We start from the raw sequence: 13,585 nt of genomic DNA on the forward strand, positions 1-13,585 counted from the left end.
CTGCATTCAGCATATAACGCTTTTTGGGGTGGCTATTTTTTATGCACCTCTTTCTACTTTTCTCAGATTTTATGTCTGAGTAAGTATTCTCTACCTCTAGCACCTCTCAATGTTTAGCAAGGAATAAACTCTTGAAAAACAGGCAATTTTCACCCTTGACTTCTAATTAATAAGGTATACATTTATAGAAATTCATGCTTGTAGATTTAATTACTTTTCCTTTTTTAACCGTATCAATTTGAGTAAATTTACACCTATATAGGTAATTTTGGCTAATGACACCGGATACATTGATAACTCCAGAAACAATTGTCATAGATGGTAGAACTTTTACTCCCGCAGACCAAAAAGAGATTTCAGAATGGCCTTGTGTTGTCAGTCAAAGACCACAACCAACCATCACAGTTAAAGATGATGATTTATTCCTAGTGACAGACACCATAGGGAATATCTCCGGTTGTTACCTTTATGGTAGTACTCCCAGCATGGGAATGTTTTGCCGTGATACCCGATTTTTGAGTCGTTTGGAGTTACAAATTGAAGGGCGATCGCCTATATTACTGAGTAGCAACGCTGACAAAGGATTTGCCCTCTCGGTTTTATGTACTAATCCTGATTTAGAGAATCGTTTTAAAGCTGATACTGTGGGTCTTCGTCGGGAAATTGTTCTCAATGGCGCATTATTTGAAGAAATAGAAGTTGCTAATTACAACACTACCAGCGTTAGTTTTGAACTCAGTCTTAGTTTTGATGCTGATTTTGTGGATTTATTTGAAGTCAGAGGTCATCACAGACAAAAACAGGGAAGACTTTTACACCTAAATGAACCAATATCTGATGGTATTGTAGCTTCATTAACTCAAACCCAAGCCCATAAAGAAGAATCTCTCACACTTGCATATCAGGGTTTAGACGGTTCGATTATGGAGTCTCTGATTCAATTTCAGCATCTGCAACCAAATCATTTCCACGGTTATACAGCAGTTTGGCGGCTAGAATTGGCGGCTCATGAAACTCAAAAGCTAGGTTATCGGTTGAATATGTTCACCGACAAGCAACCTAGTTCTACTATCAGTCCTGCGGCTACTTTAGCACAAGCAAAAGCCGCCGAATTAATGGAAGAGCAAAATTGGTTACACCAAATTACCCGGATTAGCTCAGATAAAAGTATTTTTAATCGCGTGATTTCACGGGCTGAACAAGATATATATTTGTTACTTCAGTCTTTTGGCAAGCATAAAACTGTTTCGGCTGGAGTCCCTTGGTTTTCGACTTTGTTCGGACGGGATTCCATTATTACCGCTTCCCAAACCTTGATGTTAAACTCCCAAATTGCCAAAGAAACGCTGATACTATTGGCAAAATATCAAGGGAAAATCGAAGATGATTGGCGAGAAGAAGAACCAGGCAAAATTTTACATGAACTACGGTTAGGGGAAATGGCACGATGTCAAGAAATTCCCCATACACCCTACTACGGTACAGTTGATGCCACTCCTCTATGGTTAATGTTGTATGCTGAATACTACAGTTGGACTCATGACCAAGAAACCCTGGAAGCACTGTGGCCTAATGCCTTAGCAGCTATGGATTGGATTGATAAACAACTGCAAGAAACCGGCTATCTCAGTTATAATCGCAAATCTAAAGGTGGTTTGGTTAACCAAGGTTGGAAAGATTCTGGTGATTGTATTGTCAATCGGAAAGGGGAATTAGCTACTGGTTCAATTGCTTTGTGTGAAGTGCAAGCCTATGTCTATGCAGCAAAAAACCGCCTCGCAGAAATTGCTAAAATCCAACAACGCCCAGATTTAGCGGAACTTTGGCAAATAGAAGCGAGAAAACTGCGGGCTAAGTTTAATCAAGATTTTTGGTTAGAAGATGAAGATTTTTGTGCTTTAGCATTAGATGGAGAGGGTAAACCAGTTGATAGTATTACCTCTAATCCTGGCCATTGTTTGAATTTGGGGATATTTACCGCTGCCAAAGCCTATAGTGTGGCGGAAAGGTTGCGAGCGGGTGATATGTTTAATGGTTGGGGGATTAGAACTTTAAGTAGTTTGTCACCAGCTTATAATCCTATGGGTTATCATACTGGTTCTGTTTGGCCTCATGATAATTCTATGATTGCAATGGGATTGCGATCGCTCGGTTTGATTGATCAAGCTTTGGAATTATTTCAAGGTTTGTTTAATATGACCAGTTACCAGTCTTATCAACGCCCTCCAGAACTGTTTTGCGGGTATGAAATGAATGGTGATAATGCACCTGTGCAGTATCCTGTGGCTTGTACTCCCCAAGCTTGGGCTACAGGGAGTATTTTTCAACTACTACAAATGATGGTGAATTTAGTTCCAGACGCGCAAAATAATTGTTTGCGAATTATTGACCCTGCTTTACCAGAATCAATTAATCGCTTATCATTTCACAATTTGCGTGTTGGTGGCACAATTTTAGATTTAGAATTTGAACGAGTTGGTACTACTACTGCTTGTCGAGTTGCTAAAAAACGCGGTAATTTGCGCGTTGTGATTGAAGCATAAATCTCGTCTGAATCAGGATTTAAGTAGGTTGGCGTTAAAAATTGTCGTTGGGATAAGGCAGGGTGCAGGGTGCAGGGGGAAAAGGGTTTTAGCCTTATTTACTTTTCTTTACACAGTTTGGTTTTATTCTGCCCACCTACTTACAAGATTTGAGGATTTGCAGGATGGTTAGAAAATACATAATCAATAATTATGTTAATTTTTCATCCTCTTAATCCTTTCATCTTATTAATCCTGTTTCTCACATTTAATGATTTACTTACAGGATGAGTAAAAAAATATTGTCAATCTTAATCCTGTTAATCCTTTAATCCTGGACATCCTGATATGGCTACGCCACGCTACGCCACGCCACGCCACGCTACGCCACGCTACGCCACGCTACGCCACGCTACGCCACGCTACGCTATCAGACAAAATAAATCATCAATCATCTTTTTAATAATTATATAAACCCAAAAATAAGGGGTAAAGCACATTGCTAAACCCCTACACTCTTAAACAATCACGAATTATAATAATTACAAATTAGGCTCCTTCTGGACGATCAATTTTCTGACCAGGAGAAGATTCATAAAGAGCATCCAATTGTTCCCGTGCATCTTCAACATTAATAGAACGCATGACTAACAGAGGTTCTTTAATCATATTACCTGCACTGTCTAACAATTCAGGATGGGGTGCATACTGCTTTCTAGCTGCATAATAACCAAAGCCACCTGGTGATGATTGGTTAGTTGGATAAGTTCGTTCCCTATCAAAACTGAACATGATCAGATTACGAATTAAATTACCAACAGCTATAAATGCTAGAACTGTGAAAGCTAAAATGTAGAGTAGGTGTAGCATCGAATTATCCTCCAGGGCAACAAGTTTTAAAGCTTTATATCGTAGTGATTAACTTTCGCTCAATCATTTATGATGATGAGGAATGTTAAATTATCTATTTGTGATGTGATATTTTGTAATCCTATTAAGATTACGGTAACATGGGCTACATTATTTTTTTATGAAAATAATGTTAAGGTTTCTTTCTTATCATTGCAACTTATACACAGTTTCGTTACACAGAAAGTCACAGTTATTTTGACTGACGATAGCGCATCCCCACATTCCAACATTCGCTTACCAATTGATGCCAAGGCATTACAGTTGCCATATCAATCCCGACTTGTTCATCAGTTGCAGCAAATAACATCTTTGCTGTGCTAAGTTCTGCTTGCGCTTGTTTAACTCGCTGTAACAAGTCAAATTGCTCTTCATCACTCATAAATTGGATTTTCTCATTTTCCAGTAGTTCAAGCGATTGCTCAAACCAATATTGAAAATCCTCTAACAATGGCTCCAAGACTGATTTGAGCAATTCAGTACTCGGTGGATTCGAGTCTCCCATATATGAAAAGCATATTTCCTAATTTCTTTTTAATATTAACGTTATTTACGAATCTTAACAATTAATTCATAATTTTCCATCAATATGGCCAAGAAGAGAAGAAATCTGTAACTTGAGATACTATACACAATTATATAAATTTGGCAATAGGCTTGCAAAGCTCTCTGGGAGTAAGCGGACATATGTCTAAAGGAATAAATCAACCACACAGAAAAATCATCTATCTAAAATTTTTCTGCGTTAATCAGCGCACAGAATTCTGCTCCCAGACTTTTGTAAACAGCCTGTGGTTGGGCTAAATTAGGAGAAACCATAGCCAGTGGACTATCATCTTGTAAAGATATTTTTTGTCAACTTTATTTTTAATCACTTCGCCAAAAGTTTAACAGCCGATGTCGCCAAATCAAGAAACCCAACCAGCCGAAAAAATCTATTTACCCCGCACCAGTGAATCAGAAACATTAAAAAAGATTCGCCACACAGCTTCCCATATCATGGCAATGGCAGTACAAAAGCTGTTTCCCAAGGCGCAAGTCACAATTGGCCCCTGGATTGAAAATGGGTTTTATTATGACTTTGATAGTCCAGAACCCTTCAGCGACAAAGATTTGAAAGCCATTCAAAAAGAAATGGTGAAAATAATTAATCGCAAATTGCCATTAATTCGGGAAGAAGTCAGCCGCGAAGAAGCCCAAAGCCGCATTGAAGCGATTAAAGAACCTTATAAACTGGAAATTCTTGGAGATATCAAACAAGAACCGATCACAATTTACCATTTAGGAGATCAATGGTGGGATTTGTGCGCCGGTCCTCATTTGGAAAATACCAGTGAAATCAACCCCAAAGCTCTAGAATTAGAAAGCGTCGCTGGTGCTTATTGGCGTGGAGATGAAACCAAAGCCCAATTACAGCGCATTTACGCCACAGCTTGGGAAACTCCCGAACAACTAGCAGAGTACAAACGCCGCAAACAAGAAGCTTTACGCCGCGACCATCGTAAACTGGGTAAAGAACTAGGATTATTTATCTTTTCCGATTTAGTCGGTCCTGGTTTACCTTTGTGGACTCCGAAAGGAACTTTGTTAAGGACGATTTTAGAAGACTTCCTCAAAAAAGAACAATTAAAACGAGGTTATTTACCTGTAGTTACTCCTCATATTGCCAGAGTTGATTTATTTAAAACATCTGGACACTGGCAAAAATACAAAGAAGATATGTTTCCTTTAATGGCTGAAGATGAGGAAGCAAAAGCGCTAGAACAGGGTTTTGCCCTTAAACCAATGAACTGCCCTTTCCATATCCAAATATACAAGAGTGAATTACGCTCTTATCGGGAATTACCGATGCGTTTGGCGGAATTTGGTACAGTTTACCGTTATGAACAATCGGGAGAATTGGGTGGTTTAACCAGAGTGCGCGGTTTTACTGTTGATGATTCTCATTTATTCGTTACTCCCGAACAGCTAGACAGTGAATTTCTGAATGTTGTAGATTTGATTTTGTCGGTGTTTGGAAGTCTGCAACTGAAGAATTTTAAAGCCAGACTCAGTTTCCGAGATCCTGCTAGTGATAAGTATATTGGTTCTGATGAAGCTTGGGATAAAGCCGAAGGTGCGATTCGTCGCGCTGTGGAACAATTGGGAATGGATTATTTTGAAGGGATTGGGGAAGCGGCTTTCTATGGACCGAAGCTTGATTTTATCTTCAGTGATGCTTTGGAACGGGAATGGCAATTGGGAACTGTGCAGGTAGATTATAATTTACCCGAACGGTTTGATTTAGAATACGTGGCTGAAGATGGTTCCCGCAAACGTCCAGTCATGATTCACCGCGCACCGTTTGGTTCTTTGGAACGGTTAATTGGGATTTTGATTGAAGAGTACGCAGGTGATTTTCCCTTGTGGTTAGCACCTGTGCAAATCAGGTTATTACCTGTAAGTGATCTTCAGTTAGATTTTACCAAAGAGGTAGTAGGGAAGATGGTTGCGTTGGGTATTCGTGCGGAAGTGGATACGAGTGGCGATCGCTTGGGTAAGTTGATTCGCAACGCCGAAAAGGATAAAATACCTGTAATGGCGGTGGTTGGTGCCAAGGAAGTGGAAACCAACAGCTTGAGTATCCGCACCCGTGCTTCTGGGGAATTGGGTGCGATAACGGTAGATGAGGTTGTGGATAAAATGCAGGAAGCGATTACTAACTTTAGCAACTTCTAAAAAAAGTAGGCTGGGGTAATTCCCAGCCCCAAAATAAACTCACTCAAAATCAAATTATGAGTACCACAAAAGATAAAATATAATCTCTTTTACAGCCACTGCCAGATGATTGTTCAATTGCAAAACACCCAATAAATACGCCATAATAAAAGTATCTATAGACTCAAATAGTAATTAATTATGAAAAAAATAGAACTGGAACTAGATCAAGAAACTTATGACAAAATACAACAACTAACCCAAACTCATCATTGTCAACTCTCAGACCTAATTAAAGCAATGATTGAGCAACTGACTCAACCAGAAATTCTCAACGATTCATTTATTGGCAAATGGTCGAATGATGCAGAGTTAGTAGATCAACTAATTGAAGATATGTTACAACATAGAATCTAAGAAATGCTACTTCGACAGTGAAAAATAAAACTTTAATTGATACAGATATTTTTTCGGAAATTCGTAAAGGTAAAAATCCCCAAGTCATAGCTAAAGCTATTGCCTATAAAACCGTCTTTAAACATTATACTATCTCTGTAATTACAGTTACTGAAATCATAAAAGGATGGAGAAAATTAAACCGGAATGACCGAATTCAGGAGTTTTTAATAGATTTACCGCAAATGGAAATCTTACCTTTAGAACAAAAAAGTGCTGAATTATCTGGACTGATTCATGCTGATTTAGAAAAAACTGGACAACCGATAGGATTAGCAGATGTATTAATTGCCTCAATTGCCATAGAAAATAATTTAATTTTAGTTACAGGAAATTCTAAACATTATCAAAAAATTCAATCATTAGGTTATCCTTTACAATTAGACAATTGGAGAGATTAATACGAATTTATACTCAGCAAAATTCCAAACAAAATTTTTCACTCAAAAGCACATCAACATTCAGGCTAAACTTCCACAAATCAGGAAACTCAATTTGAGGATAATCTTCCCTAACTTCCATCAGTGCCTCTTCCCAAGCTTGATCTAAAACTTCTGAAAAATATCGCTTCAGACTAGGAGATTGTTTGAGAATAATTCTTAACTAGCGACGTTGTTCTCGAATCGTCACTTCCCAGCCACGATGATCATACTCACTATTTGTCATGGATTTAATGGTGCGTCTGATAGTCCATTTTAGAGCATCAGGCAGATAAAGGCGTTTGTTAATCTACTCAATCCTAAGCATAAGATTTATTTAGGTATATATTCTTTTATGCCAACCTGGGGTAAAAACTTATGAAGAAATTGTTACAAAGTTTAGTACAATGACATCATTCACCAATAAGTATTTTTTCCTATTGACATGATAGCGGCTCAATTTCCTTGGCTTACCGCGATTGTCCTATTTCCACTTTTGGCATCCTTTCTCATCCCTGTATTGCCTGATAAAGACGGCAAACTTGTCCGATGGTATGCACTGGGCGTAGGTATCGCCGATTTTGGTTTAATGTGTTACGCCTTTTGGAAGCATTACGATGCCAGTAGTGCCAGTTTTCAACTTGTAGAAAGTTATGTCTGGATGCCTCAGTTAGGTTTGAACTGGGCAGTTTCTGTTGATGGTCTTTCCGTCCCGCTGGTACTTTTAGCTGGATTTGTTACCACCCTGGCGATTTTTTCGGCTTGGCAAGTTGACCGCAGACCAAAGCTTTTCTATTTTCTCATGCTTGTGTTGTATTCTGCACAGGTTGGGGTGTTTGTCGCCCAAGACTTGCTGTTATTTTTCATCATGTGGGAAGTCGAACTGATTCCCGTATATTTACTAGTCTGCATTTGGGGTGGACAACGGCGACGCTACGCAGCTACAAAATTTTTAATTTATACTGCCGCCGCTTCTATATTTATTTTAGTCGCAGCCTTAGCAATGGGGCTATATGGTGGGGGAAATGTCACCTTTGATATTGCAGAACTTGCACAGAAAGAATATCCCCTGACTCTCCAACTGCTACTGTATGCTGGGCTATTAATTGCCTTTGGTGTCAAACTTGCTATTTTTCCCTTCCATACTTGGCTACCGGATGCCCACGGTGAAGCATCTTCTCCCGTATCGATGATTTTGGCAGGTGTTTTATTAAAAATGGGTGGATACGGACTGATTCGCCTCAATCTTGAACTTCTTGCTGATGCACATATTTACTTTGCACCAGTTCTTGCCATTCTCGGTGTTGTGAATATTATCTATGGTGCATTAAACTCTTTTGCCCAAACGAATATGAAACGGCGTTTGGCTAATTCGTCAATTTCCCACATGGGGTTTGTACTTCTCGGAATTGCGTCTTTTACAGATTTGGGTATTAACGGCGCAATGTTGCAAATGATATCTCATGGTTTGATTGCTTCGGTGTTATTCTTCTTGGCAGGTGTAACTTACGATCGCTCTCGGACGATGGTAATGGCAGATATGGGTGGTATTGGTCAAGCGATGCCGAAGGTATTTGCCCTCTTTACAATGGGTGCAATGGCATCTTTGGCTTTACCGGGAATGAGTGGCTTTGTCGGTGAACTTTCGGTTTTTGTGGGGATGACAACTAGCGATGTTTACACTTCCACCTTCTGTACCGTTACCGTTTTCCTAGCCGCAGTGGGAGTTATCCTCACACCAATCTATCTGCTTTCCATGCTGAGACAGGTATTTTATGGTTCTGGTGCAGACCTAATCTGTGATATTAACAATGCAAGTTTTGAGAATCAGGAAGATGAAGGAACGGCTTGTTTTGGTACAGATTGTCTCCTACCTACGGAAACTGTATATACTGATGCCAGACCTCGTGAAGTGTTTATTGCCGCCTCTTTTCTAGTGCTGATTATTGGGATTGGTTTCTATCCGAAAGTGGCTATGCAAATGTACGATGCGAAGACTGTAGCCATTAATGCTCATGTTCGCCAGTCTTATAGTATTGTTGCCCAAAGCAATCCCCGCATCTATGCCAATAGTTTGTTGGTTCCAAAATTATCAGAGGCTGAGGAAATTTAAATAAAGGGTTAAGGCGATCGCTTTCTCACATTTACCACGAACAAGCGATCGCTCCCTCAAATGTGAGTTTTAGCAACAACTGAACCCTTAACATGAGATGCTAGTGGATCGATTAGTGAGTATTGACAGATGTCTTTGGTTTCTACTGTTACGGTTAAAGTCCCTGCGACAACGGCAAATTTGGGGCCAGGTTTTGACTGCATCGGTGCAGCCTTAAAACTGTATAACGAATTTAAGTTTACTTGTCTGGATAGCGGTGGTTTAATTATTCAAGTCTCTGGTGCAGAAGCGGAAAAGGTGCAAACTGATGAGAGTAATCTTCTGTATCAGGCTTTTGTAAAGTTATATAGTTATATAGATCAAACGCCGCCAGCGGTGAAAATAGAAATTAAATTAGGTGTACCACTGGCGCGGGGTTTAGGTAGTTCTGCGACTGCAATTGTCGGGGGGTTGGTGGCTGCAAATCAGTTAGCTGGTTCACATTTATCTGAGTTGCAGGTGATGGAATTAGCGATCGCTATGGAGGGACATCCTGATAATGTAGTCCCAGCTTTATTAGGGGGATGTCGTCTGGCTGCTACTAGCAAAACAGGTTGGGAAATTTGTGATATTACCTGGCATCGGCATATAGTAACAGTACTAGCAATTCCTGATTTTGAGTTGTCAACCTCAGAAGCACGGCGAGTTTTACCAACAGAGGTAAGTCGTGGAGATGCGATTTTCAATACTGCCCATTTTGGTTTATTGTTGCGGGGTTTGGCAACTAATCGGGAAGAATGGTTAAAAGCAGCTTTACAAGATAAGTTACATCAGCCTTATCGTCAAGCTTTAATTCCTGGTTACGATGATGTGGCTGTTGCAGCTATGGCTGCTGGTGCTTATGGCATGGTAATTAGTGGCGCGGGTCCCACACTTTTAGCCTTAACCGATGCCACACATACATATGAAGTATTGACAGCGATGTCCAATGCTTGGAAACAAGCCGGAATTAAATGTACTGTGCGATCGCTCGCCCTCGATACTCAAGGGGCAACTATATTGTAACTGGAGGCAGGGAGATGGTGAGATGGTGAGATGGGGAGACGCGGAGATGGGGAGACACGGTGACGCGGTGACGCGGAGATGGGGAGACGCGGAGATGGGGAGACACGGTGACGCGGAGAAAATGAAGAATAACTTAATTACCAATTACCAATCACCAATCACCAATCACCAATCACCAATCACCAATCACCAATCACCAATTACCAATTACCAATTACCAATTACCAATTACCAATTACCAATTACCAACATATATATATGGAACAAATGCAGGTACATATAAAGGAACTTAACTCGCAAATTCAGGCACTCCAGCAAGAACGCGATGCACTGACTAATAATAGTTTAGAGTCTGGCGAAAATGATTCACCCCAGGCAATAGTTGAGGCTTACCGTCGCCAAGCTAGAGAAAATGTACAATTGTCGGCTGAAATCAAAGGTATTGATGATGCGATCGCAGCACTCACCAAAAGTATCACATTTTTAGAAAGAGAGATCCAGCAGAAACAAGGCTATATAAACAAGCGTTCAGCCCTATCTATCCGCATTTCTCAACAACAAGAACAGCTAGAAGAAGCCAAAAAAGTTGCTCAAGTTCACGCCCAGCGTGTGAATGAACTCGCACAGGAACTAGCCACAGAAATCAAATTCCTCAAAGCTTGTGCTGATGAACTTAGTCCCATGTATTGGCAAGTTTACTACAAACCCTTTATTACCGGATTCAAAACCATCTCCGTTCCCTACGTCCGTTCTGATGGGGAAGTATGGACAATTGTCAACCGTATTGTGTAAAGATTAGATATCAATTTTGTAGAAATGTAAACTCGATATTAAAAATCAGGATTATAACTGAAGACGGCAACCAATGTTGCCGTTTTTTTGTTGACGTTACAAAACTTTGCTTTTAGAATAGACACGAAGGCATTTTAGTAAGTATTTATTACTAATGATGCTCAAAATACTAAATATTAAGGCCAAAGTCGTTTACAAAAGTAACGATTCCTTAATATAATGTAATCAAAAGCGAAACCAAAAATATATTGTCAGAAGTGATGAATGCGATAGAACTTCCTTGGTTGTCAGCCATAATTTTTCTGCCTTTAGTAGCCACCCTAGCCATTCCCTTCATTCCCGATAAAGACGGCAAAACCGTTCGCTGGTATGGCTTAGGAGTAGCATTTGCAGACTTTGCATTAATGATTTTTGCCTTCTGGCAGAGCTACGACTTCCAAAGTTCAGCCCTGCAACTCACAGAAAACTATGCTTGGATACCCCAGATTGGTTTTAACTGGGCTGTCGGGGTTGATGGTTTATCAATGCCCCTGATACTTTTAACAGGCTTAATCAACACTCTGGCAATATTCGCGGCTTGGAAAGTAGACAACAAGCCGCGTTTATTTTATGCCTTAATGTTGGTGATGTACAGCGCCCAATTAGGCGTGTTCCTCGCCCAAGACTTGCTCATGTTCTTCCTAATGTGGGAAATCGAGTTAGTACCCGTTTACTTACTAATTTCCATCTGGGGAGGAAAAAACCGCCGCTACGCAGCTACCAAATTCATTATTTATACAGCCGCAGCATCTATATTTATTCTCGTAGCTGGTTTTGCAATGGCATTCTCTGGTGATAACGTCACCTTCAACATGACAGCATTGGGAATGAAAGAATATCCCCAAGCCTTAGAACTAGCACTATATGCAGGTTTTTTAATTGCTTACGGTGTAAAACTACCAATTTTCCCTTTTCACACATGGTTGCCTGATGCTCACGGTGAAGCATCTGCTCCTGGTTCGATGATTTTAGCAGGTGTGTTGTTGAAGATGGGTGGTTATGCACTTATCCGCTTCAACGTGGAAATGTTAACAGATGCCCACGTTGTTTTTGCTCCAGTTTTAGCAGTCTTAGGTGTAGTTAACATAGTTTACGGTGCTTGTTGCGCCTTTGCTCAAACCAACCTCAAACGCCGCTTGGCTTACTCTTCAATTGCCCACATGGGGTTTGTGTTAATTGGGATTGCTTCTTACACAGAAATCGGTATCAGCGGTGCTGTGTTACAGATGGTTTCTCACGGTTTAATTGCAGCTAGTTTATTCTTCTTATCCGGTGTAACTTACGAACGTACCCACACCTTAATAATGGATAAAATGGGCGGCATGGCTAAAGTAATGCCCAAAACCTTTGCATTATTTACTATCGGTTCAATGGCTTCTTTAGCTTTACCCGGTATGAGTGGTTTCGTCGGTGAGTTAATGGTATTCCTGGGTATTGGCACCAGTGATGTTTACAGTTCTAGCTTCAAAATTGTAGTCATCTTTCTGTCAGCAGTTGGCGTAATTCTAACTCCCATTTATCTACTTTCAATGTTGCGTCAAGTGTTCTACGGTGAGCAAAGCGAAGAGTTACATTTAGATGCTGTTATCTCTGATGTTAAACCCCGCGAATTGTTCATCACTGCTTGTTTATTGCTGCCTATCATCGGCATTGGTTTCTATCCTAAGATGGTGACACAAACCTATGATGTGAAAACAGTAGAAGTTGCGGCTCATGCTCGTCAAGTGTTGCCAGTGATTGCTCGTCAACAACCTACTAATTTGTACTCGCAAATCTTCACAACACCAACATTAGCAAGTTCTGAAATTGTTAATATAGCTGAGTAATTATAAAGCCCAAAAAGGGTTCTGAGTAAATCTTAAATATGAGGGGAATTAGGGGTGGTTGTATAACTACCCCTTTAATTTTTTCAGGTTCAATTATAGCGATAGATGAGGAGGAAACACTATCAGAAAATTTGTTAGATTTAGAACTTACGCATTAACAAAGTTAATCAAATATGAATTGTGGATTTTATCTCTTCTATGGTGCGTCAGACCCGATAATTTGCCCACAATTAACAAAATTTTGCCATCTGACGCACCCTACTAATATGCTGGAAATAACTAATTTGTATAGTGCGTAAGTTCTAAGATCATCTTATTTATGATTAAGACTCGCTCATATAAGTCTTGATACCATGAAGTAATAAACCTAATCCCCAGCCTAATATGGGATAAATCGCCCAAAAATATGAAGGGCTTGTGAACAGATTTAATAGAATCAAAAACCCATTTATCACAATAAAAGACATTAGGTGTGATTTGAATTCTCTACGTTTTTGAGAATTAGATATTTGTTGTTTTTTCATTTCTACTTGCTGTATTAACCATTCTTTTTCAGCAGCTTGCAGTGATTCGGAGGAAACTCCTAGTTCTAATGCAATCTCGATAATTTGCTCCTGTGTAAATTCTCCCTCCTGCTTACGAACAAAAGCTTTTTGGAGAATCTGTTGCATTTCTTCTGAACTGTAAGTCATATAAATACCTAGAAGGGTAACAATAGTCAGGTAGATGTCCCTTGCTAAGAATTTTAATTAGTCTCTTGAATTTAAA

13 protein-coding genes are annotated in these 13,585 nt (G+C 39.8%); 9 read left to right on the top strand and 4 right to left on the bottom strand.

Annotated elements, in window-relative coordinates:
- Positions 1–275 precede the first annotated feature (275 nt).
- Positions 276–2,543, top strand: a complete 2,268-nt coding sequence (locus tag ANA7108_RS0122375) for an amylo-alpha-1,6-glucosidase (protein WP_016953064.1) — start codon at positions 276–278, stop codon at positions 2,541–2,543.
- A 528-nt stretch (positions 2,544–3,071) separates the two neighbouring features.
- Here ANA7108_RS0122375 and ANA7108_RS0122380 read toward each other — a convergent pair.
- Both ANA7108_RS0122380 and ANA7108_RS0122385 read right to left on the bottom strand, forming a co-directional pair.
- Positions 3,072–3,392: a DUF2973 domain-containing protein gene (locus ANA7108_RS0122380; RefSeq protein WP_016953065.1), complete on the bottom strand. Its 321-nt coding sequence runs from the start codon at positions 3,390–3,392 to the stop codon at positions 3,072–3,074.
- Between the two features lie 232 nt (positions 3,393–3,624).
- Complete coding sequence (locus tag ANA7108_RS0122385) at positions 3,625–3,936, bottom strand: DUF2605 domain-containing protein (protein WP_016953066.1); 312 nt, start codon at positions 3,934–3,936, stop codon at positions 3,625–3,627.
- Between the two features lie 392 nt (positions 3,937–4,328).
- Here ANA7108_RS0122385 and thrS point away from each other — a divergent pair, with 392 nt between their 5' ends.
- The 3 genes from thrS to ANA7108_RS0122405 all read left to right on the top strand — a co-directional run bounded on the left by thrS (position 4,329) and on the right by ANA7108_RS0122405 (position 6,985).
- Positions 4,329–6,149 carry a threonine--tRNA ligase gene (gene thrS, locus ANA7108_RS0122395; protein WP_016953068.1) on the top strand — a complete coding sequence of 607 codons (1,821 nt, stop codon included), beginning with the start codon at positions 4,329–4,331 and terminating at the stop codon, positions 6,147–6,149.
- A 180-nt stretch (positions 6,150–6,329) separates the two neighbouring features.
- A complete protein-coding gene (locus ANA7108_RS0122400) occupies positions 6,330–6,545 on the top strand; it encodes a hypothetical protein (RefSeq protein ID WP_016953069.1) in 216 nt (71 codons plus the stop codon).
- A gap of 17 nt (positions 6,546–6,562) precedes the next feature.
- Positions 6,563–6,985 (top strand): PIN domain-containing protein, encoded by a 423-nt coding sequence (locus ANA7108_RS0122405; RefSeq protein ID WP_016953070.1) that lies wholly within the window; start codon positions 6,563–6,565, stop codon positions 6,983–6,985.
- A 13-nt stretch (positions 6,986–6,998) separates the two neighbouring features.
- Here the strand turns inward: ANA7108_RS0122405 and ANA7108_RS31440 are convergent, their stop codons facing one another.
- Complete coding sequence (locus ANA7108_RS31440; RefSeq protein WP_084776961.1) at positions 6,999–7,181, bottom strand: DUF29 family protein; 183 nt, start codon at positions 7,179–7,181, stop codon at positions 6,999–7,001.
- 267 nt (positions 7,182–7,448) lie between these two features.
- Between ANA7108_RS31440 and ANA7108_RS0122415 the strand changes: the two genes are divergently transcribed.
- From ANA7108_RS0122415 to ANA7108_RS0122435, 5 genes are all read left to right on the top strand, one after another.
- Positions 7,449–9,116, top strand: a complete 1,668-nt coding sequence (locus tag ANA7108_RS0122415) for an NAD(P)H-quinone oxidoreductase subunit 4 (RefSeq protein ID WP_016953072.1) — start codon at positions 7,449–7,451, stop codon at positions 9,114–9,116.
- A 129-nt stretch (positions 9,117–9,245) separates the two neighbouring features.
- The gene (gene thrB, locus ANA7108_RS0122420; protein ID WP_016953073.1) at positions 9,246–10,160 is read left to right on the top strand and encodes a homoserine kinase; all 915 of its coding nucleotides are present in this window, start codon (positions 9,246–9,248) and stop codon (positions 10,158–10,160) included.
- 22 nt (positions 10,161–10,182) lie between these two features.
- Positions 10,183–10,443 (top strand): hypothetical protein, encoded by a 261-nt coding sequence (locus ANA7108_RS0122425; protein ID WP_016953074.1) that lies wholly within the window; start codon positions 10,183–10,185, stop codon positions 10,441–10,443.
- Positions 10,419–10,952 (top strand): hypothetical protein, encoded by a 534-nt coding sequence (locus tag ANA7108_RS0122430; RefSeq protein WP_016953075.1) that lies wholly within the window; start codon positions 10,419–10,421, stop codon positions 10,950–10,952. The genes ANA7108_RS0122425 and ANA7108_RS0122430 overlap by 25 nt, the downstream gene beginning before the upstream one ends.
- A 260-nt stretch (positions 10,953–11,212) precedes the next feature.
- A complete protein-coding gene (locus ANA7108_RS0122435) occupies positions 11,213–12,817 on the top strand; it encodes an NAD(P)H-quinone oxidoreductase subunit 4 (RefSeq protein ID WP_016953076.1) in 1,605 nt (534 codons plus the stop codon).
- A 323-nt stretch (positions 12,818–13,140) separates the two neighbouring features.
- Here the strand turns inward: ANA7108_RS0122435 and ANA7108_RS0122440 are convergent, their stop codons facing one another.
- Positions 13,141–13,509, bottom strand: a complete 369-nt coding sequence (locus ANA7108_RS0122440; RefSeq protein ID WP_016953077.1) for a 2TM domain-containing protein — start codon at positions 13,507–13,509, stop codon at positions 13,141–13,143.
- Positions 13,510–13,585: the final 76 nt, after the last annotated feature.

The sequence above is a fragment of the Anabaena sp. PCC 7108 genome, assembly GCF_000332135.1.
Taxonomy (GTDB): domain Bacteria; phylum Cyanobacteriota; class Cyanobacteriia; order Cyanobacteriales; family Nostocaceae; genus Anabaena.

Excerpts from the sequence above, each read along its gene's own strand:
- ANA7108_RS0122375 (WP_016953064.1), top strand. The coding sequence starts at position 276 with ATGACACCGGATACATTGATAACTCCAGAAACAATTGTCATAGATGGT.
- ANA7108_RS0122380 (WP_016953065.1), bottom strand. The coding sequence starts at position 3,392 with ATGCTACACCTACTCTACATTTTAGCTTTCACAGTTCTAGCATTTATA.
- ANA7108_RS0122385 (WP_016953066.1), bottom strand. The coding sequence starts at position 3,936 with ATGGGAGACTCGAATCCACCGAGTACTGAATTGCTCAAATCAGTCTTG.
- thrS (WP_016953068.1), top strand. The coding sequence starts at position 4,329 with ATGTCGCCAAATCAAGAAACCCAACCAGCCGAAAAAATCTATTTACCC.
- ANA7108_RS0122400 (WP_016953069.1), top strand. The coding sequence starts at position 6,330 with ATGAAAAAAATAGAACTGGAACTAGATCAAGAAACTTATGACAAAATA.
- ANA7108_RS0122415 (WP_016953072.1), top strand. The coding sequence starts at position 7,449 with ATGATAGCGGCTCAATTTCCTTGGCTTACCGCGATTGTCCTATTTCCA.
- thrB (WP_016953073.1), top strand. The coding sequence starts at position 9,246 with ATGTCTTTGGTTTCTACTGTTACGGTTAAAGTCCCTGCGACAACGGCA.
- ANA7108_RS0122425 (WP_016953074.1), top strand. The coding sequence starts at position 10,183 with ATGGTGAGATGGGGAGACGCGGAGATGGGGAGACACGGTGACGCGGTG.
- ANA7108_RS0122430 (WP_016953075.1), top strand. The coding sequence starts at position 10,419 with ATGGAACAAATGCAGGTACATATAAAGGAACTTAACTCGCAAATTCAG.
- ANA7108_RS0122435 (WP_016953076.1), top strand. The coding sequence starts at position 11,213 with ATGAATGCGATAGAACTTCCTTGGTTGTCAGCCATAATTTTTCTGCCT.
- ANA7108_RS0122440 (WP_016953077.1), bottom strand. The coding sequence starts at position 13,509 with ATGACTTACAGTTCAGAAGAAATGCAACAGATTCTCCAAAAAGCTTTT.